Origin of the sequence: Paenibacillus oryzae (assembly GCF_001675045.1) — a bacterium.
In the GTDB taxonomy this organism is placed as follows: domain Bacteria; phylum Bacillota; class Bacilli; order Paenibacillales; family Paenibacillaceae; genus Pristimantibacillus; species Pristimantibacillus oryzae.
Genome location: NZ_LYPA01000038.1, coordinates 45,427 through 69,678 on the forward strand (window position 1 = coordinate 45,427; position 24,252 = coordinate 69,678).

Annotated in this window: 25 protein-coding genes and 1 riboswitch; of the genes, 23 read left to right on the forward strand and 2 right to left on the reverse strand. The window is 52.3% G+C overall.

Going from position 1 to position 24,252, the window contains the following annotated elements:
* The first annotated feature begins 6 nt into the window (after positions 1 to 6).
* The 6 genes from rhaI (at position 7) to A7K91_RS05995 (ending at position 6,625) form a co-directional block, all read left to right on the forward strand.
* On the forward strand, positions 7 to 1,227 hold the full coding sequence (gene rhaI / locus A7K91_RS05970) for an L-rhamnose isomerase (protein ID WP_068680700.1): 1,221 nt from the start codon (positions 7 to 9) through the stop codon (positions 1,225 to 1,227).
* The gene (locus A7K91_RS05975) at positions 1,224 to 2,702 is read left to right on the forward strand and encodes a rhamnulokinase (protein ID WP_082967266.1); all 1,479 of its coding nucleotides are present in this window, start codon (positions 1,224 to 1,226) and stop codon (positions 2,700 to 2,702) included. Before rhaI ends, A7K91_RS05975 begins: the two co-directional genes overlap by 4 nt.
* Positions 2,703 to 2,798: 96 nt before the next feature.
* Positions 2,799 to 3,557, forward strand: a complete 759-nt coding sequence (locus A7K91_RS05980) for a DeoR/GlpR family DNA-binding transcription regulator (protein ID WP_068680702.1) — start codon at positions 2,799 to 2,801, stop codon at positions 3,555 to 3,557.
* A gap of 41 nt (positions 3,558 to 3,598) precedes the next feature.
* Positions 3,599 to 4,327, forward strand: coding sequence for a (Fe-S)-binding protein (locus A7K91_RS05985; RefSeq protein ID WP_068680704.1), 729 nt, complete (start codon positions 3,599 to 3,601; stop codon positions 4,325 to 4,327).
* Complete coding sequence (locus A7K91_RS05990) at positions 4,324 to 5,907, forward strand: LutB/LldF family L-lactate oxidation iron-sulfur protein (protein ID WP_068680706.1); 1,584 nt, start codon at positions 4,324 to 4,326, stop codon at positions 5,905 to 5,907. Before A7K91_RS05985 ends, A7K91_RS05990 begins: the two co-directional genes overlap by 4 nt.
* Positions 5,900 to 6,625, forward strand: a complete 726-nt coding sequence (locus A7K91_RS05995) for a LutC/YkgG family protein (RefSeq protein WP_068680708.1) — start codon at positions 5,900 to 5,902, stop codon at positions 6,623 to 6,625. Before A7K91_RS05990 ends, A7K91_RS05995 begins: the two co-directional genes overlap by 8 nt.
* A 61-nt stretch (positions 6,626 to 6,686) precedes the next feature.
* On the opposite strand, the gene A7K91_RS06000 is transcribed toward A7K91_RS05995, so the two are convergent.
* Positions 6,687 to 7,622, reverse strand: a complete 936-nt coding sequence (locus A7K91_RS06000) for a J domain-containing protein (RefSeq protein WP_156739358.1) — start codon at positions 7,620 to 7,622, stop codon at positions 6,687 to 6,689.
* A 200-nt stretch (positions 7,623 to 7,822) separates the two neighbouring features.
* Between A7K91_RS06000 and A7K91_RS06005 the strand changes: the two genes are divergently transcribed.
* The 17 genes from A7K91_RS06005 (at position 7,823) to A7K91_RS06085 (ending at position 23,797) form a co-directional block, all read left to right on the forward strand.
* Positions 7,823 to 8,857, forward strand: a complete 1,035-nt coding sequence (locus A7K91_RS06005) for a leucine-rich repeat domain-containing protein (RefSeq protein ID WP_068680711.1) — start codon at positions 7,823 to 7,825, stop codon at positions 8,855 to 8,857.
* 2 nt (positions 8,858 to 8,859) lie between these two features.
* A complete protein-coding gene (locus tag A7K91_RS06010; RefSeq protein WP_068680713.1) occupies positions 8,860 to 9,399 on the forward strand; it encodes a nucleoside phosphorylase-I family protein in 540 nt (179 codons plus the stop codon).
* A 99-nt stretch (positions 9,400 to 9,498) separates the two neighbouring features.
* Positions 9,499 to 9,542, forward strand: a riboswitch (PreQ1 riboswitch).
* A 173-nt stretch (positions 9,543 to 9,715) separates the two neighbouring features.
* On the forward strand, positions 9,716 to 10,399 hold the full coding sequence (gene queC / locus A7K91_RS06015; protein ID WP_068680715.1) for a 7-cyano-7-deazaguanine synthase QueC: 684 nt from the start codon (positions 9,716 to 9,718) through the stop codon (positions 10,397 to 10,399).
* Between the two features lie 140 nt (positions 10,400 to 10,539).
* Complete coding sequence (queE, locus tag A7K91_RS06020) at positions 10,540 to 11,244, forward strand: 7-carboxy-7-deazaguanine synthase QueE (RefSeq protein ID WP_068680827.1); 705 nt, start codon at positions 10,540 to 10,542, stop codon at positions 11,242 to 11,244.
* Between the two features lie 21 nt (positions 11,245 to 11,265).
* Complete coding sequence (queF, locus tag A7K91_RS06025; RefSeq protein ID WP_068680717.1) at positions 11,266 to 11,787, forward strand: preQ(1) synthase; 522 nt, start codon at positions 11,266 to 11,268, stop codon at positions 11,785 to 11,787.
* A gap of 228 nt (positions 11,788 to 12,015) precedes the next feature.
* Positions 12,016 to 13,527: a phytoene desaturase family protein gene (locus A7K91_RS06030; RefSeq protein WP_156739359.1), complete on the forward strand. Its 1,512-nt coding sequence runs from the start codon at positions 12,016 to 12,018 to the stop codon at positions 13,525 to 13,527.
* 33 nt (positions 13,528 to 13,560) lie between these two features.
* Positions 13,561 to 15,030 (forward strand): phytoene desaturase family protein, encoded by a 1,470-nt coding sequence (locus tag A7K91_RS06035; RefSeq protein WP_082967267.1) that lies wholly within the window; start codon positions 13,561 to 13,563, stop codon positions 15,028 to 15,030.
* Positions 15,027 to 15,896, forward strand: a complete 870-nt coding sequence (locus tag A7K91_RS06040; RefSeq protein WP_068680719.1) for a phytoene/squalene synthase family protein — start codon at positions 15,027 to 15,029, stop codon at positions 15,894 to 15,896. The genes A7K91_RS06035 and A7K91_RS06040 overlap by 4 nt, the downstream gene beginning before the upstream one ends.
* A 2-nt stretch (positions 15,897 to 15,898) precedes the next feature.
* Positions 15,899 to 16,618: a carotenoid biosynthesis protein gene (locus A7K91_RS06045; RefSeq protein WP_068680721.1), complete on the forward strand. Its 720-nt coding sequence runs from the start codon at positions 15,899 to 15,901 to the stop codon at positions 16,616 to 16,618.
* Positions 16,587 to 17,339: a lysophospholipid acyltransferase family protein gene (locus tag A7K91_RS06050; protein WP_068680723.1), complete on the forward strand. Its 753-nt coding sequence runs from the start codon at positions 16,587 to 16,589 to the stop codon at positions 17,337 to 17,339. Before A7K91_RS06045 ends, A7K91_RS06050 begins: the two co-directional genes overlap by 32 nt.
* On the forward strand, positions 17,324 to 18,517 hold the full coding sequence (locus A7K91_RS06055; protein WP_068680725.1) for a glycosyltransferase family 2 protein: 1,194 nt from the start codon (positions 17,324 to 17,326) through the stop codon (positions 18,515 to 18,517). The genes A7K91_RS06050 and A7K91_RS06055 overlap by 16 nt, the downstream gene beginning before the upstream one ends.
* Positions 18,514 to 20,010: a phytoene desaturase family protein gene (locus tag A7K91_RS06060; RefSeq protein ID WP_245697279.1), complete on the forward strand. Its 1,497-nt coding sequence runs from the start codon at positions 18,514 to 18,516 to the stop codon at positions 20,008 to 20,010. The genes A7K91_RS06055 and A7K91_RS06060 overlap by 4 nt, the downstream gene beginning before the upstream one ends.
* A 96-nt stretch (positions 20,011 to 20,106) precedes the next feature.
* A complete protein-coding gene (locus tag A7K91_RS06065; RefSeq protein ID WP_068680727.1) occupies positions 20,107 to 20,679 on the forward strand; it encodes an SLOG family protein in 573 nt (190 codons plus the stop codon).
* Between the two features lie 94 nt (positions 20,680 to 20,773).
* Positions 20,774 to 22,144: a hypothetical protein gene (locus tag A7K91_RS06070; RefSeq protein WP_068680729.1), complete on the forward strand. Its 1,371-nt coding sequence runs from the start codon at positions 20,774 to 20,776 to the stop codon at positions 22,142 to 22,144.
* Between the two features lie 193 nt (positions 22,145 to 22,337).
* Positions 22,338 to 22,727 carry a phage holin family protein gene (locus A7K91_RS06075; protein ID WP_068680731.1) on the forward strand — a complete coding sequence of 130 codons (390 nt, stop codon included), beginning with the start codon at positions 22,338 to 22,340 and terminating at the stop codon, positions 22,725 to 22,727.
* Between the two features lie 77 nt (positions 22,728 to 22,804).
* Positions 22,805 to 23,257, forward strand: a complete 453-nt coding sequence (locus A7K91_RS06080; RefSeq protein ID WP_156739361.1) for a YhjD family protein — start codon at positions 22,805 to 22,807, stop codon at positions 23,255 to 23,257.
* A gap of 150 nt (positions 23,258 to 23,407) precedes the next feature.
* Positions 23,408 to 23,797: a cupredoxin domain-containing protein gene (locus A7K91_RS06085; RefSeq protein WP_068680733.1), complete on the forward strand. Its 390-nt coding sequence runs from the start codon at positions 23,408 to 23,410 to the stop codon at positions 23,795 to 23,797.
* A gap of 55 nt (positions 23,798 to 23,852) precedes the next feature.
* Here the strand turns inward: A7K91_RS06085 and A7K91_RS06090 are convergent, their stop codons facing one another.
* Positions 23,853 to 24,116: a hypothetical protein gene (locus A7K91_RS06090; RefSeq protein ID WP_068680735.1), complete on the reverse strand. Its 264-nt coding sequence runs from the start codon at positions 24,114 to 24,116 to the stop codon at positions 23,853 to 23,855.
* Positions 24,117 to 24,252 lie beyond the last annotated feature (136 nt).

Below are 24,252 nucleotides of genomic sequence, written 5' to 3' on the forward strand. Positions count from 1 at the left end.
TTGGACATGAATGATCGCGCGTATGCGCTGTTTGAAGAACAGCAGACCGCAAGGGGCATTAATCTGGTGGAAGTAAAAGCTAGCTTGAAAGCGCTGCGAATAGAGACCCCTTCTTGGGGTTATGGCGATTCCGGCACCCGCTTCAAGGTGTTTCAGAAGGCGGGAGTGCCTAGAAACCCATTCGAGAAATTTCAGGATGCCGCCGAGGTTCATCGCTTGACGGGGCTTGCTCCTTCAGTGGCCATTCACATTCCTTGGGATAAAACAGAGGATTACGGCAAGCTGCGCAGTCATGCTGAAAGTTTGGGTCTTTCCATTGGCGCGGTTAATCCCAATCTGTTTCAAGAGGATGAGTATATGCTAGGCAGCGTCACCAATGCCGATGCCTCCATTCGGCGAATGGCAATCAATCATTTGCTGGAATGTGTTGATATCGCCAAGGAGACCCGCTCGCGGGATTTAAGTCTCTGGTTTGCTGACGGCACCAATTATCCTGGCCAGGGTCATATCCGCAATCGCAAGCGCTGGATGCAGGAGGCGCTGGAGGAGGTATACAAGGCGCTAAATGCGGATATGCGCCTTCTGATTGAATATAAATGTTTTGAGCCGGCCTTTTATCATACTGATCTGGCGGATTGGGGAATGGCATATAATCTGGCGCAGAAGCTGGGGCCGCAGGCAGAGGTGCTGGTGGACACAGGGCATCATCTGCCTGGCGCAAACATTGAGCATATCGTCGCTTATCTCCTCGACGAAAGACGGCTTGGAGGCTTCCACTTCAATAGCCGAAAATACGCGGATGATGATTTGATTGCAGGATCTATCAATCCCTATGAGCTCTTTCTCATCTTCTATCAGATTCTGAGCGCTCGACAGGATGGCGGAGCCGAGGTGGCCGAGAGCGTTGAGCATATTGCCTACATGATTGACCAATCCCATAATATCGAACAGAAAATTCCGGCCATGCTCCGCTCCGTGCTGAACGTCCAGACGCAATATGCCAAGGCGCTTCTGATCCACCTTGACGAGGTTAATGCTGCCGCGGCGCGCAATGACGTGCTTGGCGCCGAGCATGCCGTGCGGAGCGCCTTTGAATGCGATGTCACGCCGCTGCTTCACGCGGTTCGCGAGGAGCAAGGCTTGCCGCTTGATCCTATGAAGTCGTATTTGGCGGGGAGCTACGGTGACAGCATATTGGCCAGAGGAAAAGGCGGTGCAAGCTGGTGAGCTCCGTCCTGGCATTTGATTTGGGGGCAAGCAGCGGCAGAGCGATGATCGGCCATTTGGCAAACGGAAGGATAGATATTTCCGAGCTTCATCGCTTTCCCAATGAACCTGTTTGGGCCGGAGGCGCGTTATATTGGGATATTTTGCGCCTGCTGCATGAGTTGAAAACGGGGATATGGCGTGCCAAGGCCGAAGGCTTTGTTTTGGATAGCCTGGGCATCGATTCCTGGGGAGTGGATTTTGGGCTGATGGATGACAGCGGAGAGCTGCTGGGCAATCCGCGCCACTATCGCGATGCCGCCAGCTCGGAAGTGATGGAGCGAGTTGTGGAGCGATTAAGCGCAGAGAAGATATTTGGAAGCACCGGCATCCAGCTGATGCCGTTCAACACCCTTTATCAATTGGCGGCTTTGGCGGAAAAACAGTCTCCACTGCTGCGGGAGGGCAGACATTTTCTGATGATTCCCTCTTTGCTTCGGTATTACTTGACGGGGCAGAAAGTCAATGAATTTACACTGGCCACAACGAGCCAGCTTTTTAACCCCTTCACAGGAGAGTGGGACGATGAATTGCTTGCTGGCATAAGCGTTCCTCGCGAATGGTTCCAGCCTGTTGTAAAACCTGGAACAGAGGTAGGGCGGTTAAGCGATTCGCTCTGCGATGAGCTGGGCGTGGCGGCAACGCCCGTTATCGCTGTAGCGGAGCATGACACAGGCTCTGCCGTAGCTGCTGTCCCGGCCGAGCAGCCGGGGTTTGCCTACCTGAGCTGCGGAACCTGGTCGCTAATTGGCACCGAGGTAGAGCAGCCGGTTATTACAGAGCGGTCAAGGGAGCTTAACTTTACGAATGAAGGCGGCGTATATGACACTTACCGGCTGCTCAAAAATATTATGGGATTATGGATTCTGCAAGAATGCAGGCGGGAATGGGAACGCCAGGGCAACTCATTCAGCTTTGCGGAGCTGGTGGAGCTTGCAGACGAAGCCTCGCCCTTTGCTATTTTTATTGATGTGGACCATGGCTTGTTTTTGCAGCCTGGCGACATGCCGGCGCGGCTTTGTCAATATTGCCGCAATACCGGGCAAGCAGAGCCGTCGTCGATTGGCTCAGCCGTCAGGGCTGTAATGGAGGGGTTGGCGTTTAAATACCGGTACGTGCTGGAGCAAACAGAGGAGCTGGCAGGAATTAGCTTCCCGGGCCTGCATATGGTTGGCGGAGGCATTCAGAATTCACTGCTCTGCCAATGGACGTCCAATGCGCTGGGCAAGCCGGTATGGGCGGGGCCCGTTGAAGGAAGCGCAATCGGCAATATGCTGGTACAATGGATAGCAAGAGGGCAAATTGAGGATATCTGGCAGGCCAGGTCTATTGTAAAAGCTTCTTTCCCCAATGTGGCGTATGAGCCGAATAATCATGACGACTGGGCGGAAGCTTACCAACGTTATCTGGCCGTAACAGGATTGTCCGCAAGCTGACAGGCGGTATCGGCGCAACGAAGGCAATGCATCATGAGCCAGTCCGGTTTGCCCGCAAATTACGGACACCGGAATCGGTTGGAAAGAGGGCAAGGTATGCTGGTAGCTGAACGCTATGAAAAAATTGTACAGCTGGTTAACGAGAGAGGCAGCATCCGGGTGACGGAGCTGAGCGAGCAATGCCAGGTGACAGAGGAAACGATCAGGCGCGACCTCGATCGGCTGGAGCAAGCCGGAAGGCTGCGCCGTTCTCATGGCGGGGCCGTCAGTGTCAAGGAGCAGCAGCCAGAAACGCCGTATTTTGAGCGAGAGATTGCTTTTGCCGAGGAAAAAAAACGCATCGCGATGGAAGCGGTCAAGCTTATTGAGCCGCAGGAGCGTATTTTGCTGGACGCCAGCACCACGGCCTGGTATATGGCAGCCTCCATGCCGGACATGCCGGTCACCGTACTCACTAATTCCATTAAGGTGGCGATGGAACTGGTCGGCAAGGAAAAGATCCAGGTTATTTCCACAGGAGGCATATTGGCCGCCCGCAGTCTCTCCTATGTGGGGCCGCTGGCGGAACGGTCGCTGGACGCCTACCATGTGGACAAAGCGTTTCTTTCCTGCAAAGGACTGCATCTGGAGCGCGGGATTAGCGAGTCAAACGAGCTTCAAGCCCGAATCAAGCAAAAAATGGTGGGTATGGCGGATCACGTTATTTTGCTTGCGGATTCAAGCAAATACGGCGTGCAGGCGTTTACCCATGTAGCTGATTTGCATAATATTCACATGCTGATTACGGATGCCGGACTTTCACCAGAGGAAGCGGACCAATTGGAGCAGAGGGGAATCTCCGTAAAATCGGTTTAATCAATAGCAGTTTAATCAGTGGAAGGAGATGGGACACAGGGATGAAGGTTTCTATGTTTATTACCTGTATGAGCGATGCCATGTTTCCCCGTGTCGGCGAGGCTATGGCCTGCCTCCTTGCCCGATACGGAGTGAAGCTGGATTTTCCGGACGTGCAAACCTGCTGTGGACAACCAGCGTACAACAGCGGATATTGGAAGGAAGCGCGGGAGGCTGCGCGCAGGATTCTGGACGCCTTCGAGGACAGCGATTTTGTGGTAGCGCCTTCAGGCTCTTGTACAGGGATGCTGCATCATTATGACAAGCTGTTTCAGCACGAGCCGGAGCAGCGGGAACGGATTCGTGAGCTTAAGGAGAAGTCTTATGAATTTACGCAATTTCTCGTACAGGTGATGGGCATAACGAGTCTTGGCGCTTCATTTCCCCATAAAGTGACGTACCATCCCTCCTGCCACGGCACGCGAATATTAGGCATTAAGGACGAGCCGCTGCTGCTGCTGGGTCAGGTTGAGCGCCTGGAGCTTATTCCGCTTCCGTTTGCGGAGGACTGCTGCGGGTTCGGCGGTACCTTTGCGGTCAAAATGGCGGATATTTCCGGAGCGATGGTTACGGAAAAGGTTGATCATGTGCTGGAGACGGAAGCGGAGGTGCTCGTTGGATTGGATATGGCTTGTCTCATGAACATCTCTGGAAATTTACATTATCGCGGCAAGCCTGTGCGCGTTATGCATCTGGCGGAGCTTCTGTACGAGGGAGTGAAGGGCGCATGAGCGGAGGAAGCAAGGGCGGAGCAACGGTTAAGGCCCGGGCGGAAATCGCCCTGAACGACGAGTTTCTGCGCAAGGCGGTCCGCTTCACGACGGAGCGTCTCCGAAACGGTAAAAAAAAGGCTTCTGACGAACAAGGCAATTGGGAGCAATGGAGAGAACGCGGACGCGCCATACGGCTGCATACCATTGCTCATCTTGACTATTATTTGAATCTGTTTGTAGATAACGCCAGAGCAAATGGCGTTCATATCCATTTTGCCGCAACAGCGGCCGAGGCGGTGGAGATCAGCCTGGATATCGCCCGCCGATGCGGCGCTCGTTCGGTCGTTAAGTCCAAATCCATGGTATCGGAGGAGCTGCATCTCAATCAGGCGCTGGAGGGCATTGGCGTTGAAGCAATAGAGAGCGATCTGGGCGAATATATTATTCAATTGGCCGGAGAAATGCCCTCTCATATCGTCATTCCCGCCATTCACAAAAACCGTTATCAAATTGCTGAGTTGCTGTCAAGGGAGGCGGGATACGAGCTGCCGCCGGATACAACGGCTTTGGCCGGTTTTGTGCGAAAAAAGCTTCGGGAGAAGTTTCTGGAGGCGGATATTGGCATGACAGGCTGCAATTTCGCCATTGCTGAAACCGGCTCAATGGTGCTGTTTGAAAATGAAGGGAACGCACGAATGGTAAGCACCATTCCCCGTACTCAAATTACACTGATGGGCATGGAGCGGATCATCCCCTCCTGGAGCGATCTGGAGGTGATGGCGACCTTGCTGCCGCGCTCCGCTACGGGACAAAAGCTCACCATGTATATGTCCGGCATTACGGGGCCGCGTCGTAGCGCTGACGCTGACGGACCGGATGAAATGCATATGATCATCGTCGACAATGGCCGTTCGCTTCAGTTAGGCGATCCCGAGTTTCAGGAGCTGCTGAACTGCATCCGCTGCGGCGCATGTCTGAATGCTTGCCCGGTTTATCGGCATATCGGCGGACATTCCTACGGCAGTACCTATAGCGGCCCGATCGGAGCCGTTCTGACTCCCTCGCTAAACGCCAATGTAGCGGAATGGGATGATATAGCGAATGCCTCTACCTTGTGCGGCGCTTGCTATGAGGCTTGTCCCGTCAAAATTCCCTTGCATGACATGCTGGTTTATTTGCGGCGGCGAAAAGTGGAGGACGGCCACGGCAGCAAGCTGGAGGGGCTTGGCATGGGCGGCTTTGCCGCAATTATGGGCAGCTCCAGGCGGCTTGGCGGCATGCTGCGGCTTGGGAAAACGGGGCAACGGCTGCTTCTGCGCGACGGCTTTATCAAATCCAGGCTAGGACCGCTCAAGGGGTGGAACGCTTATCGGGTTACTCCTGCGCTGCCAAAACAATCGTTTCGCGATCGTTGGCCCACTCTGGAGCAGGAGCTGAGAGCGGGATTGCAGGAGATGGACGCTTCCGTTTCAGAGCGGCTGGAGCGGCGGCTGCAAGAGAGAACGCGAAAGGATAGCCATGGAACAGACAGCGCCGACAACAGTCAGCTTAACAGAGTCAGGGATAAGCAATGGGAAGGTGGCGGGGGTCATGAATGAAAGTCATGAGGAATGGCTTGCGCGTCTGGAGAAGCGATCTCATGATAGGCAGAAGGCGTTTATCGGAGGGATTGCCAATCGACTGGGGCATGGTCCCATGACCGAAGCGCCGCTGAATCCTCATCGGGGCGCGCCGGATTTCTGGACTGCTCTGGAATGGAACACGGAGGAGAAGGTGAAACGATTTACCGATAATTTCTTATCAGTCGGCGGTCATGTGGAGCGGCTTGCATCGTTTTCTGACGCTTCTGCTTTCATCGTTGATAAAGCAAAGGAAATGGATGTCAAGATAGTGCTTCGTCAGGACGAACCTGCTCTGAATGAACTGGAGTTGGAAAAAGCCTTGCCGGAAGCGGAAATCGCCGTATGGAACAGCGACCGGGACAAGGCATGGAAAACGGAAGCGGCAGGAGCGGATTTTGGCATTGTGCAAGCGGATCATGCCGTAGCTTATACGGGCTCGGCGGTTGTTCTGTCTTCCAGCGGAAAAGGGCGCTCTGTCAGCCTGCTCCCCACCGTTTTGTTTATACTTATTCCTGTTGGACGACTGGTTACGAGGCTTGGAGAAGTGCTGGAAACATTTGATCAGGCGGGGAAAGAGAATTTGCCGGCAGGCATTCATTTTATTTCGGGGCCTAGCCGCTCCTCCGACATCGAAAATGATCTGACCATCGGCGTTCACGGTCCGGGAATTGTGTATGCGCTATTAATAGGATAATGACATGCTATGGGTGTCTTGGAAGCGCAAACCCACAAGACACCCTTTCCCCTCGGAGTTATTACTTAATGGCGCTGGCAAACGTTTTAATGAATTGAAGAGCTTTCTCCGGGTTTTCCGAGTTGACGCGAACGCCGGCAAATAAGTCCATTTTTAGCAAGGGAAGCTCTTTGTCAAGCCAGGAGCCGCTTAAATCAATTGCATAAATATGCTCCTCGCCTGGAGTCTCGTCCAGAACGCCTGGTGTGACGGTGAGCTTCTGAAGCCTTTTTTCATCCAGTCCCTTGATGATATCCGTTTTGTCGTCCAGCTCCATAAGCACGCCTTGGGTTCCGATGTACTGCAGCATGCTGCGGTCCATAATATAAACATCGGCTTTCTCCGTTACCAGCGTAACAGCTGCCTTCTGCAAATAGGCCATCTGGTTCATGTCATCCTGCGGCACAAATGTAATCGTGGAGTCCACGCGCTGCCATTCCGGAAAATGCGACAGCAGCGCCGCGTTAACGGCGGTTTGATCCTTTTGTCCCTCCGGCAGCATAAAGGTGCCAAAAAACGAGACATGAACGTCAACGGGCGGCAGGCTCGCCAAATATTTTTGATGCTCGCGATGATCGATATAGCTGTTGATGCCATAAATCAGGAGTGCGATTAACGCGATTGCGCCAAGCGTATGAAACTTATAGTAGCGCCAAAAATGGTCCACCTTTTGCGCTTTTTCCGCCATGCCGCCGTATTTTCCGTATTCCTGCTGATTAAAGGCCTCCGTTATTTTTCGATCCTCGTATTCCAGAATGTAGCGATAAGCCTCCGTTATTTTTGTGAATTCCGGCTCGTCGCGGCCCTCGGAGGAGGCGCTTTCACTAGCGCTTTGCTTTTGGCGCGCGCGCTCTCTCTTCAGCAGTGTAGTATAGCGCTTTTCCACCTCTTCCTTTTCCGCCATTGGCGCAAGTCCCATTAAGCGATAGGCTTCTTCCAGTTGTTTATTCTCTTCCACAGTTTCACCTCAGTTATAATTGGGAAAAATCCGCTAGATTCCTTATAGTATAAGTATACGTAATTATCCCGGCAACGCAAATGATCGCGTTTGAGAGGAGATTGTCTACATATATTCATAGTTGCCGGTCTAGCTTGCCAAGCCTATTCCAGGGGATTTACAATAATAAACAATGTGATGGACCGAGGGGGGAGAGTGTGATGGGGGAAATATGGACGGGCTCTATGAGCGGAGCGCCCTGGACAGCGGAGAAGATCACTAATGCCGTCAAGCATCTCCGAAAGCGGGCTACGGTGTCGTTTGTTGCCGGAGCTGATAAGCTGGACGATTTGGCCAGACTGGATACAGAATTGTTTGCCAAACGTCCGGATTTGATTTTATCGGTTAGCAATAGCGATGCCAAAAGCCGCTACCCGGAGGAAATGGTGATGGCGCTTTCAGGTCTTAGGCATGTGTTCGCCCTGCAGCTCGATATGAATCATTCGCAACATTTGGAGCAGTTATCCGCGTTGGAGCGGATGGATTTTTTGGTGATAAGCTCCAAAAAAGAGCTGTCTCTCGAATTTATTAACTCCTATAAACAACTGCGCTATCTCAGACTATCCGGCAAATTTGCTTCCTTATCGCCAATTACAGGCTGCTCCTCGCTGGAGTCGCTTGTTTTGAATCGCGCCATCGCCGGTCTTGATTTCGTTGCGTCCTTACCTTTGCTACGGGACTTGCTGATCGACAGCTGCACTCTGGAGGAGGGTTCGCTTGCGGCGCTGTCGGATTCCTCCGTGTCCATACTGTCCTTGTCCGCCATTCGCAACCTGACGAATCTGGACGAGTTGAGACTGCTGCGAAATCTCGCATTTCTTCAGATTGCACAGCCTAAGGTGCAGCGCCTATTCGATTTCTCCAAGCTTGAACGGCTGCGCCAGCTGGAACTGGTTTATATGAAAGGTCTGAAGGAAATTGACCTTCTGTGGACGGCGAATACTCTGGAGTATTTGGAGCTCAAGGAAATCAATCCCGTCATAAAAGCAGATGCGTTTAGGAGATTAACCGAGATGGAGCATTTGCGTCAACTCGATTTTCGCTTCATAGATTTTAATAAAGGCCGTATTGCCGCACTTCAGAAAATGATGCAAGAAGCAGGCAGAGAAGGCGTCCTGATACAAAATATTCCGGAGGACAAGCACATTCGCTCGTTGGCCCGACAGCAGGCCGCTAAACATTTATTGGGGGAATAGCAATGAATTTTCATCCTACCGTTTTTGAAAATATTAAGGTTGCGCTGGAGAATGAGCTGTACGACATGGATAATCTGGACGGCCTGGTGACTGTGTCGGGACGGAGCGATTTAATGGATATGGCAGTTATGGGCCGCGAGCTGTCTCTTCGCTTTACGCTTCCAGGACAAGGGGAGGTCGAGGCGGAGGTGGTTTTGTCTTCGTCGCTGCGGGAATTGGCGGCGGAGCTTTTGGCTGAAGATGAAGATAGGGCGGCGGCGGATGAAAGCGCCTGCCGGCTTCGGGTTCGTTTTCATCTGGAGCTTGAACGAGAGGACGAGCAGTGCCAAGCCATCGAACATGTCCTGCTCCACATCTGGCAGCCAACAAGCCGGCCTGCGCAAACGGTCAGCAAAATCTATGGCGCTTCACAGAACTCCAAAGCCCGCTGCACAGCTGAAATTCATTTTGATCGCGGCATTGGAGAAGAGCAGATGGAGGATATTCCCGAGCTGCTGCGCCATATGGCGGAAACATTGAAGGAGCTGGGGAGGCTGCTGTAAGGAGCTATTCCCATACGGGAATGGTTGTGATATAGTACGATGGATAACTGAAAAAGAAAATCCGGCATAGCTGCCCGCATTTATGAATGGGGTGCGCCGCCGGGAGAGGTTCGCGAACTCCCTCTATAAAAAACTAAACGAAACGGTAGTCCGTCGGAGCGTGTTTTTAAACACGACCAAGGACATCGTCGTTTTTGTGTTCGGCGCTTACGGTTCTTTATGAATCGGGGGCGCCGTTTTCTTTTGGAGAAGGCAGCTTTTACTGCCGGATTTTGCGAACGCTCCATCTTTGAGGTAATGAGAGGAGCGGTAAAGGATGAGGAACGAAAAAGCGGTTGTTGTATTCAGCGGCGGACAGGACAGCACGACATGTCTGTTCTGGGCCATAAAAACCTTTCGGGAGGTAGAGGCGGTTACTTTTAATTACGGTCAACGTCATGTTCTGGAGCTGGACTGCGCGGCGGATATTGCCGCCGAGCTTGGCATCCGGCACCATGTGCTGGATATGGGGCTGCTTAATCAGCTGGCGCCAAATGCCCTAACCAGAAATGACATTGAAATCAAGCAGGAGGATGGCGGGTTGCCCTCCACCTTTGTTGACGGGCGAAACCTGCTTTTTTTGACCTTTGCCGCCGTTTTGGCAAAAGGCATTGGCGCCCGCCACATTGTAACCGGCGTTTGCGAAACGGATTTTAGCGGTTATCCGGATTGTCGTGATGTATTTATCAAGTCGCTTAACGTAACGCTGAATTTGTCGATGGACTACCGCTTTGTTATTGATACGCCGCTGATGTGGCTGAATAAAGCGCAAACCTGGGCGCTGGCTGACGAGCTAGGAGCCTTTCAGTTTGTGCGCGAACGTACGTTGACCTGCTATAACGGCATCAAGGCGGACGGCTGCGGCGAATGTCCGGCCTGTCAGCTGCGACGGAGAGGGCTGGAGGAGTATTTGGATAGCGGAGCATCTCTGGAGGGGACGCAACTGGAGGGAACATCATGATGGCGCGGTCACTTGCCGTCCCCAGGGCAGCTTCCCGTGAAGCAGCCAATGATAGGTTTTCTGCCGACAGCAGCGCCGATTGCAGCCAGGGCGCTCATGAAGGGGTTGTTGACGCTGCCGTCGGACGCCGCATCCCCGTCATGGAGGTGTTTGGTCCAACTGTGCAGGGCGAAGGCATGGTCATCGGCCGCAAAACGATGTTTGTCCGCACCGCAGGCTGCGATTATCAGTGCAGCTGGTGCGATTCCGCTTTTACATGGGACGGTACCGGCAAAGCCGACATTAGGCTTTTGAGCGCAAAAGAGATTTTCGACGAGCTGCTCGCCGTTGGCGGAGAAGGCTTTGATCATGTCACGATATCGGGGGGCAATCCCGCGCTTCTGCCGCAGCTGGCTTCGCTTATAGATTTGCTGCATGCTGAAGGCATCAGAGTTGCGCTGGAAACGCAGGGCAGCCGATGGCAGCCCTGGTTTACCGTAATCGATGATTTAACTTTGTCTCCCAAGCCGCCAACCTCGGGCATGGTGACGGACCTTGGGAAGCTGGACGAAATCATCGGCGAGTTATCTCAAGCGAAAACGGTGTTTTGCTTGAAGGTTGTTGTTTTTGACGAGGCCGACCTGGCTTATGCCAAAACCATTCATATCAGGTATCCCGGCGTGCCGTTTTATTTGCAAGCCGGAAACGGGAATTTGCTGGAAACCGATCCCGCAGCGCTTTTGCCATATTTGGTGGAGCGTTATGAATGGCTGATCGAATTTGTTATGGACGATAATGAACTTCGCGGCGTACATGTATTGCCGCAGCTTCATACCTGGGTATGGGGCAACAAAAAAGGCGTGTAGCCGTAAACAAGGATGAGAGCAATGAAGCATAATACAAAGCAAACCAGTGAAGGAAGAGATAGCAGGGAGCTGGATGGTCTGACGCTTCTGGGCAATCAGGGAACAGCGTACGCCTTTAGCTATGCGCCGGAGGTTTTGGAGCATTTTGAAAACAAGCATCAAGGCCGTGATTATTTTGTCAAATTCAATTGTCCGGAGTTTACGAGCCTTTGTCCCATTACGGGACAGCCCGATTTTGCCACGATCTATATTTCCTATATTCCCGATGTGCGGATGGTCGAAAGCAAATCGCTAAAGCTTTATCTGTTCAGCTTCCGCAATCACGGCGATTTCCATGAGGACTGCATGAACATCATTATGAATGATTTAATCAAGCTGATGGACCCTCGTTATATCGAGGTATGGGGCAAATTTACGCCGCGCGGCGGCATTTCGATCGATCCTTATTGCAACTGGGGCCGCCCGGGAACCAAATACGAGGATATGGCGCAGCATCGGCTGATGAACCATGATTTGTATCCCGAAAAGGTGGACAACCGTTAATAGTTGCGGACGATGCGCAGTAGAGCGTAGAGCGTAGAGCATAGAGCGTAGAGTGTAAAGCATAAAGCATAGAGCATAGAGCATAGAGCATAGAGCATAAAGCATAGGGCAGGCCTGACGGCGCTGCCTTTTTTGCTGTGAAAAATATCTGTTGTGAATGTGGAGAGGGGTATAGTACAATATTAATTAACCTTACGGTATAAATAATTATTGAGAGGGGCAGTTTCGGTGGTCGGTAAAAAGGTGGCAGTTATCGGAGCTGGTCCGGGAGGTCTTGCGGCGGGGATGCTTTTATCATCGCAAGGCTATGAGGTTGCCGTTTATGAAAAACAAGACGCTGTAGGCGGCCGAACATCCCGGTTTCAACTTGGCGACTATTATTTTGACCGGGGCGCAACGTTTCTGATGATGCCTTGGCTGCTTGAGGAAGTGTTTCAGGCGGCGGGCAGAAATTTGCAGGATTATGTAAAAATGATTGAGCTGGATCCCTTGTACCGGCTTCAATTCGGCGACATTGCCTTTGAAGCTACGCGTGACCGTGAGCGAATGGTGGCGGAAATTGAGCGGCATTTTCCCGGCAATGGAGAAGGCTATTTGCGCTTTATGCGGGAGGAAAGCGAAAAGTTCAAGGTTATTAAGCCGCTGCTGCAGCGCCCTTTCAGCAAGGTGAGCGATTTGTTCTCCGCCGATGTGTTTGCCGCTTTGCCCAAGCTTCATGCCACAGATAATGTCTATAATCGACTTTCACGATATTTCAATGACGAGCGGCTGATAAGCGCTTTTACCTTTCAGGCCAAATATTTAGGCATGTCGCCCTGGAGCTGCCCGGGTACGTTTACGATCCTGTCGTATCTGGAGCATCAATACGGCTTGTTTCATCCCATTGGGGGCGTAAACCGGATTTGCCAGGCAATGGCGGACGTTATAAGCGAATATGGCGGCGCCATTCATCTGAACAAAGGCGTTGGCAAGGTGCTTTCGCAAGGCGGAAAGGCGATTGGCGTGCAATTGGACGACGGGGAAAACGTATATGCGGATCATGTCGTGATTAACGGGGACTTTGCAACGGCGATGAACCGACTGTTCGAGCCCGGACAGCTCAAGAAATATTCACCCGTAAAGCTTGCCGCCAAAAAATATTCCTGTTCCGCTTATATGCTGTATTTGGGGATAAACCGGGAAATCGACATGCCTCATCACACTATTTTGTTTGCCAAGGATTATCGCCGCAATGCGGATGAATTGACTCGCAGCAAGGTGTTGTCCAAGGACGCCTCCATATATGTGCATAATCCTTGCGTTAACGACCCGACGCTGGCTCCGCCGGGAAAAACGGCATTGTACGTTCTTATGCCGGTGCCTAATCTGACGGGCAGCATTGATTGGGAAAACGAGGAAGAGGCGGTTAAACAATATGTGCTGAACCGGCTACAGCAGGAGCCTGGCATCGGCAAGCTGGGGGATTCCATCGAGGTGTCAGCAAGCCTAACGCCGCTGGGCTGGCGTGACCGCCATGACGTTTATCAAGGCGCAACCTTCAACCTTGCCCATTCTTTGGACCAGATGCTGATGCTGCGGCCTCATAATCGCTTTCAGGAAATGGGCAATTGCTGGCTTGTCGGAGGGGGCACTCATCCCGGCAGCGGCTTGCCTACCATTTTTGAATCCGCACGTATTAGCGCCAGACTTATTTTGGAGCAGGATTATGGTAAAAAAAGCTCGGCTGCGAACTTTATCTAGAGTCCAGCCAAGGCATAGGAGGAGGTGGCGGACTTGCCGCGAATAATAATAGCGGGCGGCGGCATCGGGGGAATGATAGCCGCCTTGCTTCTAAGCAAGCAAGGCGCCGATGTCGGACTGTTCGAGAAAAATGACAAGCTGGGAGGACGGCTCGCTTTTCAGGAGGGGGATGGCTTCCGTATTGATCAAGGTCCAACGATTGTGCTGTTGCCGGAAATGCTGCTTGATATTCTGGAGGAGGCCGGTATCCCGCGCGCATCCATCCCGCTTCAGGAATGCTCACCTATGCATGTCATTCACTATGCCGACGGCACCAGGCTGACAAAATGGCGGGATACAGACAAACAAATGGAGGAGCTGGAGCGGCTGGCGCCGGGAAGCTCAAACGGTTTTCTTCGGTATATGGATCATATGAGAGAGGGCTTTAAGCTTGGCAAGGCCGCATTTTTGGATCGTCCCTTTTTCCGAAAAAGCCATTTGTTTACCGTATCCAATTTGAGGCTGCTGGCCCGATTGCGGGCATATAGAAGCACGCGGGCGCTTGCCGCCCGATATTTTCGGGATGAACGGCTGGTAGACGCTTTTTCGCTGCAGACGCTGTATATCGGGGGAGCGCCGTTTCAAGCGCCGGGCCTCTATACCTTGCTGCCCTATGCGGAGCATGAATATGGCGTCTGGTATGTCAAGGGCGGTTACGCCTCGCTGGTGCCGCTGCTGGAGAAGGAGCTCCGGTCGCGCGGGGTGGATATTCACACCGGCATGGAAGTAAGCGAGCTGCTGCTGGAGAACGGCATATGCAGGGGCTTTATTGCGGGCGGCAAGGCGTACAGGGGAGACGCCGTCGTTTATAACGGAGATTTGCCCCATAGGCTGCCCGTGCTAAATGAGGCAGAAGAAGCACTCGAAAAGGAGGAGCGAAGCGATAAATATGTGCCTTCCTCCGGGTGTGTGCTGGTGTATGCCGGAACAAACAAAACATGGCCTAATGCGGCAACCCATCAATTCTTTTTGCCGCCGTCGCTGAATGATAGCTTAAAAGATATTTTTGTCAAAAAGACATTGCCAAGGAATCCGTCCTTTTATGTGTTTAACCCTTCCGCGATAGATAAAGACGCTGCTCCTGCGGGCCATAGCGCGCTTTACTTTTTGATTCCTTGTCCGCCGGAGCCTTTTGTGGATTGGGAGCGTGAAACGGCCGCTTTAGTAGACAACGTGCTGGAGGAGGCCGAGCGAAGAGGGTTTCCCGGTTTGAGGGCTTCGATCGTTTGGAAGAGCGTGCGGACGCCCCGGGACGCCAAGAGGGACGGCTTGTTTCAGGGGGGCAGCTTTGGCCTTGCGCCGCTGCTCCTGCAATCCGCAGCTTTCCGGCCTCAGTTCAAGCACGGCAAAATAGAAGGGCTTTACGCCGTGGGAGCATCCATTCATCCCGGCGGGGGCATTCCCATTGTTATGCAAGGAGCAAAGCTGCTTGCCCATCATCTTATTGAGGAGGTCTTCCCATGAACGTACAAGACAACCTGGCTCAATGCGAAGCCATGATCGCCAAAGGTTCAACTAGCTTTTACCATGCCTTCCGCTTGCTGGACAGTCCTCGAAGAGAAGCTGTTTTTGTCATTTACGCCTTCTGCCGCCTTATTGACGATGCGATAGACGAGGAGCAGCCGCTTTTTAGTATTGATGAGCTGGAGCAAGGATTTAAGGACCTGGAGCATGCGGACGGCCATTTTATATGGGATTCGCTGCGCTGGCTGTTCCGTCATTTCAAGCTGAGCAAGGAGCCTTTTTTCCGTCAGATGGAAGGACAACGCAGAGATTTGGTCGTCACCCATTACGAGACGATGGAGCAGTTGGAGAGCTATTGCTATCTGGTAGCGGGAACGGTAGGGGAAATGCTGCTGCCCGTTTTGCATGACGCGCCAGGCGAAGCCGTAACCAAATCCGGCATCTATTTGGGCAAAGCCATGCAAATTGTTAATATTATCCGCGATGTGGGCGAGGATCGCGAGCGGGGACGCAGGTATTTGCCGCTGGAATTAATGAAGCGCCACGGCTATACGGAGGAGCAGTTTGACCGGGGAGAGGTGAACGAGGCGTTTCGCCATCTCGTTGACGAGCTGACGGAGCTTTCCAGGTCCTGGTTCCGAATCGGGCTGGAGAACATCGGAAGTTATCCTGTGCAAAGCGCCATCGCGGTCGAATTGGCGGCAGGTTATTATAGCGCCATTTTGAACAAGGTGAAGGATAACCGTTATGAGGTGTTTACAAAACGCTCCATCGTGGGCTCCCTGGAAAAAGGCGTCATTTACGCTTCGGTCAAACGGAAATACGGCAAGCCGCGTCAAAACGGGACGGAAACTGCGGTGAGCTGAGTATGGGCAAACTATTTGTTTTTTGGTATGTGGTTGGCCTGTTGCTGATGCTTACGGTAGGCGTGCCGGATTGGCTGGCTTTTTCAAACGGCCTGTTCCTTGTTTTTTTTGCATGCTGCGCGCTGGATATAGAACGTCAGCTTGGAGAAAAACGGGTTATTCGCTGGAGCCGGGCTTTTGCGGCAGGGCTGCTCACTTTTTCGGTAGAGTGGCTGGGCGTTGCAACCGGCTGGCCGTTTGGCTCTTATCATTACACTGATGTGCTTGGATTTTCGTTAGGCGGCGTTCCGTTAACCATTGCGTTTGCCTGGGTGGGCGTTATCGTAACTGCGGTTCTGCTATCGGACTCGGGAAGCAAGTGGATCAGGGCTTTATGGGCGGGCTTATGCACGGTTATATTCGACCTGGTGCTGGACCCCGTTGCCTACGCTCGCGGGTTCTGGTCCTGGGAGGGCGAGGGAGGGTATTACGGCATTCCGTTTACCAACTTTGCCAGCTGGTTTATCATTTCGTTTGCGCTGTCGTTTCTGTTTCCGATTCGCAAGACACCGTTCCCTATTCGCAGGAAAGCCGTTCGCCTGTCGCAGATGATGCTTCTTATGTTCGGGGTGCTGGGCCTTCCCGAGCGGCAATACCTGCCCATTCTGATTGCGGTGGCGGCGTCGGCCTTGCTGGAAAGGGGGCTTCGTCATGGAAGCTTCAAACGAACATCCCGTATTTAAAGCGATTTTTGACCGGTATAACGAATATTATTTGCTGCGGCGGCATTTTCGGGCTTTGTCGTTAAGGGTTGGTTCCATGCCTGATGAGCTGACAGGTCCCGTCCTGTTTATCGTCAATCATAGCTCATGGTGGGACGGCCTTCTTCTGCGGCATGCGGCAAAATATGTGTCCCACAAGCCAACCCGTCTTATGATGGACAGTGTTCAGCTGGACAAATACCGTTTTTTCCGCAAGCTGGGGGCTTATCCTGTCGACCGCAGCAGCAGGCGCGGCATTTTGGCCGCGCTGGATCATACCGTTTCGCTGCTGCGGCAAGACGGACATGTCTGGCTTTTTCCCCAAGGTAAAATAACCCACCAGGAGGAGCGGCCTCTCGTTTTTGGGGGCGGCGCCGGTTATGTGCTCCGCGCTTGTCCGCAAGCTGCCGTTGTTCCCGTCAGTATTCATTACAGTATTTGCGGACAAAAGCCGGAGGCGTCTATGTGGTTTGGCGGCGCTATCCGCAAAAATTGGGATGAATGGGAGCGAAAGGCGATAACCGATATGCTGCAAAACGTGCTGGAAACCCAGCTTGACCGGCACAAAGCAATCGCCGTTGAGGCGGGTGAAGCCGGGATGGCGGACAATGAATGGTTTAACTCCCTGTTCCTCCGGCACAGCTCCACGAGCGAAAAATTCGACAACTGGAGGGAGAAGCTGCGGCAATGGAAGCGTTATTAGAATGTATAGCGGCTGTTCTGGGGTTCCAATGGCTGTATGTATTATGGAATTTGCGCCAAATGCCGCAACTGAAGACGCCCTCTATGGATGAGTCCAAGGAGGGCCAAACCTCGTTTTCCACCCGGCGGAATGAGCTGTCTGGCAGCGTCCGTCTTTCGGTCCTGATTCCCGCACGCAATGAAGAAGGGAAGATTGGCCGCTGCATTGCGTCCGTGCTGGCGCAGAACTGGCCGGGGCTGGAGCTGCTGGTGCTGGACGACCGTTCCGAGGATGGCACGCGGGAGGAGGCGTTGGCGGCATTTCAGGCATCATCCTGCCGCGCTGGAGACACTGTTCTTCGCTTGATCGACGGAGCGCCGCTGCCGCCCGGCATAACGGGAAAATCCCATGCCTGCATGCAGCTTGCACGCGAGGCCTCGGGACAATGGCTTCTGTTTCTGGACAGCGACGCAGAGCTGGGAGAACGCGCATTGGATGCCGCGATGGCGATGGCGGAGCAGCAGGGAAGCGGGTTGATTACCGGCTTTCCGCGTCAGGTGACGGGAAGCCTTATGGAGCGGCTTGTCGTGCCGCTGATGTCCTTTGTCATCGCCTGCCATTTGCCGATTGTTATGGTTCGCAAATCGTCCAATCCGGCATTCGTCGCCGCCCATGGCGCATTTATGCTGGTTCATTCCGCCTCTTATGAAGCCAGCGGCGGGCACGCTGCGTTAGGCGAGCATCTGCTGGACGACATGGAGCTGGCGCGCAGAATCAAGTCCTCAGGCTGCCCTATGACGCTGGCCAATATATGCAGCCATGTCTACATGCGGATGTATAGGGATGCCGGCGAGGTTTGGAACGGTTACCGCAAAAATCTGTTTGCGGGACTAGGACGCAGCCATTTACTGCTTTTATGGATCATGCTTTCCTATAGCTTGCTTTATCTTCTTCCCCCGGCGGCGCTTGTCTGCGCCATTGCGGGCTTGCTGCCGGCAACGGCAATGCTGCTGGCGATAGTGTGCTGTTTGCTGGGCTTCGGAATAAAGCTGACCGTTGACCGGCATCACCGCCGGCCGCTTCGGGATGCTGTGCTGCTTGCGCCGGGCATTGCCGCCCTGCTGGCAATCGCCGCCGCCTCATGGTACGGCTCTGTAACAGGAATAGGCTACAGCTGGAAAGGAAGGCGGTATCTATGAACACATCTATGAAAAAGGCAATCGTAATCGGGGCGGGACTGGGCGGTCTTGCCGCTGCAATTAAGTTGGCTCATGCCGGCTACAGAGTAACCGTTCTGGAGCAGCAGGCGACGGTGGGCGGCAAGCTTCAGCGTGTTCAAAGGGACGGTTATCTGTTTGACCGGGGTCCAAGCACGATTACGATGCGCCATATTTTTGAGTCCCTGTTCAAGTCGGTAGGCAGATCGCTTGAGGACTATGTGACCTTGTATCGGCTCGACTCCGCTTCCCGAAATCTGTTTCATGATGGTTCTATCGTGGACGGAACCTCTGACCAGGAGGCGATGATTGAGCAGCTGGCTGCATTCAGCCCTCGCGATGCCGCCAATTACCGCAGCTTTATGGAGGAATCGGCAGCCCTGTACCGGCTTGCGGAGGAGCAGTTTTTAAACAGGCTGCTGGCGGGCTGGAGCGACAAGCTCCGGCCCGGCCTGGTGGGAGGCTTTCTCAAGGCGAAGCCTTTTACCTCCCTTAACGGCTTGCTCCGCCGTTATTTTTCCCATCCCCATACGCTGGCGATGTTTGGCAGATATGCGACTTATGTAGGCTCCGACCCCGCGAAAGCGCCGGCTATCTTCGGCATGCTGGCTCATGTCGAGCTTGAGCTTGGCGTCTATGCGGCAAAAGGCGGCAATTACGAAATTGCTGAAGCATTCAGCAAGCTTGCCAAAGAGCTTGGCGCGGAAATTGTCACGTCAGAGAAAGTGCTTCATATTGTCGTGAAAAGAGGCAAAGTAACGGGGGTTTCTACTGCCAAAGGAGATTATGGGGCCGAGCTGGTCGTTGCGGGCGGGGATGTATTGTCGGTTAACCGGGAGCTGATTCCAGCCAATGCCCGGCCTTCCATGAGCAACGCCCGTATCGGGGGTTATGAACCCTCCTTGTCTGGTTTTGCCATGATGGCGGGCGTACGGCGAGTATATAGCGGGCTCCGGCATCACACTGTTTTTTATCCCTCCATATACGGAGGAGAATTTAGCGATATTTTTCAACGTTTGACAGCTCCGACCGATCCTGCGATATATATTTGCCACTCCGGCTATTCGGAAGCGGGCATGGCGCCGCCGGGAGGCAGCAATTTGTTTATTTTGGCCAATGCACCGTATTTGTCTGAGCGATGGGACTGGGAGAAGCAGAGAGAGGAGTATGCCGCCTTTTTGCTGACCAAGCTGGAGGAGCGCGGACTGTGCGGGCTGGTCTCCAGTACGGAGTTTGCTGAGACCTACAGCCCTCTGGACCTGCAGGCCGATACGTCCGCATATCGCGGCGCCATCTACGGCATTTCCTCCAATACGCCGCGCCAAACCTTTAACCGCCCTTCCAATAAAAGCAACGTGGAAGGCCTGTGGTTTGTTGGGGGAACCACTCATCCCGGAGGGGGCACGCCTATGGTTACGCTCTCCGGCATGCTTGTGGCGGACCGGATTCTGAAAAACGCCGCGTCGTCCAGTTGACAAAAACGGCTTCTGTTCTTAGAGTGAATAGAGATGTTTTGAACGGAAAAAAGCTCCAATGATCCAATGACATGACGAACCCAGCGGGAGAGCGATATGAAGACGGTTATGGTGACCGGGTACCGGGCGCATGAGCTAGGCATTTTCAGCCAAAAGCATAAAGGGATTCCCTATATTAAAAAGGCGATTGAAAACAAGCTTGTTCCATTGCTTGAGGAAGGGCTGGAGTGGATCATCACGCCCGGGCAATACGGGGTTGATCTATGGGCGTGCGAAGCGGCTATCGGCCTGAAGGATCGTTACCCGAATCTTAAGGTTTCGGTTATTACGGCGTTTGCCAATCAGGAAGCGGACTGGAAGGAAGACAAGCAGTCCTATTACCGGAATCTGCTGGCGGAGGTCGATTATTATGCTCCGGTAAGCAAAGCCCCTTATGAGGGGCCTTGGCAATTTCAGGCGAGAGACGAGCTTTTGCTTCGCAAAAGCGATGCGCTTGTTCTGCTTTACGACGAGGACGCAGCAGCGGGAAGCCCGCGGTTCTTGAAGGAAAAAGCCCGCAAGCGGTCGGAGCGGGACGGCTATCCAATTCTGACGATTACATCGGAGGATATTCAGAGCATCGCCGACGAAGAATCGTCATCCGTCGACATTCAGGATGGGGATTTTTAACATTGACAATTTAAAAGAATGGTTGCTATAATTCTGAAAACCATTAATTCCGATTTAGTTAATGGGAATTATTATTTTCAGGAGGTCATACATAATGAAAGCAATCAAAGGTTTAAGCGGCAAATGGCTGATTGCGCTTTTTGGAGCGGCAGCCTTGCTGCTGGCCCAGCCTGCGTCCCATGTCGGGGCCGCGACGGTATCGGCAGCTTCCGCTGTTCACGCTCAGGAAATTGGCGGCGCCGAATACGGTCTGTTCCTGCAGGAGAAATACGGGGTAGCGTTGCCGGAAAAGCCTGCTAAAGGCGATTTTATTGAAGCGGCTGCGGCCATTTTAGGCTATGAGGGCGCTGACGGCACTGCTGAATTCAGCGATTTGAAGGCTGGCGACAAATGGTATGGCCCTGCTTCCGCATTATTTGAACTAGGCGTATTGAAGGGGCCGGCGGTAGGCGGAGACCAGCCCCTCACCAATGCGGTAGCGGTATCTATTGCGCTTCGCGCCGCTGATTTGAAGGAGCTTGCCTACACCTATCCGGCTGACAAGGTTGAGCGTTCGCTTTCGCCGCTTGGCATTACAGGCAAAGGTCTCGGTGCGCATGTGGCTCAGGAATTGGCGGCCGCCGTTGATACGGGCCTGCTTCCGGCATCGGAATATGCCGGCTTTAATCCAAAGGGAGCCGTTGACAGAGAGCTTGCCAATGTGCTGCTGGGCAAAGTGCTGGAAAGCAAAGGACTGTACAAGCAATACATTGGATATGTGTATGACGCGGATATCGCAACTAAGCTTCATGCCGCATATGCAACCTCTGATATCATCGACGCTCCCAAGCTGCAAGGTTTGGTCAATGAAGCGCTGGAGCAGGAGCTTATTACGGGATATAATTTGAAGGATACCCGCTTTGATTCCCGTTTTATTGATTCCCTCAAGCTGACTTACGGTCACTCTAACTTGAAGCATGCGGTCCAATTAATCGGCTTGCTTCGCAGCGAAGGGCTTAATGCCAAGGTTCAATTCGAGCCTAAAACATCGGCCTTCCTCCATTTGAAGGAATGGGGCGACCCAGGTCCAAATGTTGTTCAGATTAAAAATGGCAACTTTATCGCTTATGCCAAGGAATACGATCTGGTGTTTGAATTCGCCAATGCCAAGGACAAGACGAAGTTCCAGGATGTTATTTTGGCTTATGCCAAAAAGAATGAAGCCGACCAGACCGGCCTGATCGCAGGCTCCTGGTGGCAGCCGCTTTATTTTTCGCCTACAGCGATTGACGGTTATGAAATCATTACAAACAACCTGATCACTGATCCCGACAGCCCTTATACCGTTCATCCTTTTTCCTTGAATGAAAACTCGGAAAAGGTTATTGAAGGTTTAAAAGCGATTGATCCCGATGCGGTTATTACGCCGTATCAGTTCTGGGTAGACGTGCCATTCTTTAATTATTTGCATGGAGAAGCGTTGTAAAGCTTTTTAAAGAATAGCTAGAAAAAGCTTGCATAAAAGAAATCGCTCCGTTTGACTTTTGACGGCGGCGGTTTCTTTTTTTGCGGGATGACGGTGGAATTCCCTTTGGACAGAGACAAGTTGACGGACAACCTTGAGCTGCCTCGCATATATAATATGGAATCCAAGTTATTTGTGAGAAGAGGTGGCGGCGATGTCGCTTGTATGGGTTTGTTCTATGATTGGCGTGTTGGGTTCTTTAGTTACGTTTGCGTTCGGACACTGGACGGAATCATTAACCTTGCTGCTGGTGACAATGGGTGTGGATTATATCACGGGTGTATCCGCTTCGCTGAAGGAAGGCCGGGGACTGAACAGCGCGTTTGGCTCCTGGGGATTGGCAAAAAAGGGCTTGACCCTGCTTGTTGTGCTGCTTGCGCATCGGATTGATATTTTGCTGGAAACGGATAATGTAACGATGGCCGCAGCAGTCTATTTTTATATTGCCAATGAATTGATATCCGTTACCGAAAATTATGGCCGAATGGGCTTCCCTTTGCCGGAAAGAGTTAAAAAAATGATTGAGGTCCTCAAAAACAAATAATTTCCAAGCTGGCGGTTGCGTTTTGGTCTTCTCTTCTATTATAATGGGAACAAATGTTCTTATTATGGAGAGTCAGTATGACTACTTTGGCTGACTTAATTGGAGGGATGGCTATGGAAGCGAAGGCTTCAATCAACAAAACCGCCGTCAATCGGGAGAGGAAGGTTTGGACCAGGCCTGTGCAAAGCATGGTGGAGCTTCAGCTGGTTCAGCGTTATATGGTATTGGGCATTCTTATTTCCGCCCTTGAGCATGATATCGGGATTATGTCCGCGTCGGACGCCAAATTCAGGAGGTCTTATATTTCGTTCCTGAGGGGAGTGCAGGACCGCGTGCTTTTGGACAAGGCGGGTCTGGGATTGAAGTTTCGGGCAAGGGGCATATCCGTGCATGAGGAGAAGCGGGAGCAGGCCGGCTTGAAGGGCGTCTATATGTGCCGGGGATATCAGCATCAATTTACGATGTTGTGGGGTGCCGTTCGTCAGGAATGCGAGGTCATCATCAAAGACTTTTGCCAGAGAAAGTCATAAAATGTTCATAGTTTTGTCAAAAGTGTGAAAAAAGTTTTCGCTTTCCCAAGTTTATTATTGTGATCAGCAAACTACCTTTGTAATATAGGAAGTAGATAGTAGAAGCTGTGCAAACATGCACGACTAGATTGCAAAGGGGAGCCTGTCACCATGCACAAATGGATTATGTTTACCGTTTTCATTGCTGCGTCATTACTGGGAGTGTTTTTGTTAACCTTCAAATTGCCGGAGAAGCCAGTGGATGAAGCCGCTTTGATGCCGGATGGCGTAACGCTTATGAAGGTTGTGGCATCCAATGATTTTACCTTTAACCAGGATGTATTTACCGCCAAGGTCGGAGACAAGGTTATTATGAGACTGGAGAACAAAAGCGGCGTCCATGGTCTCAAAATTGACGAGCTTCAGGTTTCGCTCGACAATAACAACAAAGAGACAGAGCTTGAATTCACGGAGCCGGGAGAATATATCATTTATTGCTCGATCGCATGTGGACCGGGCCATCAAACCATGCAGGCCAAGCTGATTGTTGAAGCCGCATAGTAAAGAAGGAATGGAAAGGAGCCGAAGGGCTCCTTTTTGTATAGAGCCGGCATTGTTAAGGCTTAGCGCCACTTGCCGTTTTGCGGCGTTCTCGCGCGATCAGCACATCAACAAAGAAACCAACCAGCGCCCATGTCAAAATCGTCAGGCTATACATCATAAGCACGCTGACTTCATGGATGTCGATAAACAGATCGGCAATCCAGGCTGGCACGCTCAGCATAAAAAAGACCATATTGTGGGGATCGTAGCCCGTGTAATTAAAAGCACAGATGCCTAAACCGATAATGGCCGCGATGACTGTTGCTTTGTATCGCATGGCGTTTGTCTCTCCTTTAATTGCATAATTATCATTCAAAAAGCTTGGTTCTCAGTACCTTTTTGAATAACCTTTTTGCAAAAGATTGCCGTTGTACAAGCCTATAGGTTATTATGTGACAAAAGGATATTAATCA